1 protein-coding gene is annotated in these 881 nt (G+C 40.5%); it reads right to left on the bottom strand.

The genetic code is table 11. The features are described 5' to 3' along the window. Positions 1-30 precede the first annotated feature (30 nt). Entirely contained in the window at positions 31-792 is a 762-nt protein-coding gene (locus tag AACQ81_RS04060) for an IS5 family transposase (protein ID WP_237388498.1), read from the bottom strand. Positions 793-881 lie beyond the last annotated feature (89 nt).

The raw sequence follows: 881 nt of genomic DNA, 5'->3' as shown, positions 1-881 counted from the left end.
TAGAGCGTGTTGACCTTTGTTGTACATGTTTCAATCGACCCACATAGGGAGCCACATGATTGAAAATGCCAAAGCAACGAGACTTTCATAATTTCTTGCTAATTTGTCATACCGAGTAGCTACTGCTCGGTATTTCTTGATTTTCAGGAAGGCATTTTCCACTAAATGACGGTATCGATATAAACACCAATCAATATCGTCATTACCTTGTTTGCTATTCCCTTTTCTTGGTATTACGTGTCGAGCTTTACGGCTTTTAATCAAATCTCGTAAGGCTTGACTATCATAACCTTTATCAGCTACAACCACTTCTGCTTCAGGTGAGGATAATACCAATGATTCGGCGTAGCTAACGTCATGGCGCTGTCCCCCTGACAATTCAAAATGAACAGGAAGACCACCACTATCTACGGCTAAATGTATTTTAGTCGAGTTACCACCTCGACTTTTACCTATTGCTTGCTCGCATGGTGCTTTAACACAGGCGCCATCTTGATGGGTTTTCACAATACTTGCATCAATAAATAGCCATTGAGGGTCATTGAAGCGAGAAAGAAACTGGAAAATTTCAGTCATCACGCCTTTCTTTGACCATAGATTAAAGCGTCTGAATACCGTGTTCCAATCGCCAAATTCACGCGGTAAATCTCGCCATGGAATACCTGTTCTCATCCGGAACAAAATTCCTTCAAGCGTCATTCTATGTTCGGACTTGTTATAAATACGTCCTGTTAGATGCATGATCCTTGATAGCAATTTCCAGCTATCATCTGTTAACATTAGTCTTGGCATTTGGGGTAATTGTTTTGATTTTTGGCGAAACCATTATAACAGCCCCATTTGCTGCTTGCTTTTTATACCAAAAAGATCAACACGCTCTA

Source organism: Xenorhabdus sp. Sc-CR9, from assembly GCF_963897815.1.
Taxonomy (GTDB): Bacteria; Pseudomonadota; Gammaproteobacteria; order Enterobacterales; family Enterobacteriaceae; genus Xenorhabdus.
Note: the sequence above shows the minus strand (reverse complement) of the source record. Positions and strands in the feature narration are given on the sequence as shown.

What these genes read in the sequence shown, in the direction of transcription:
- AACQ81_RS04060 (WP_237388498.1), bottom strand. Translation starts at nt 792, where the DNA reads ATGCCAAGACTAATGTTAACAGATGATAGCTGGAAATTGCTATCAAGG.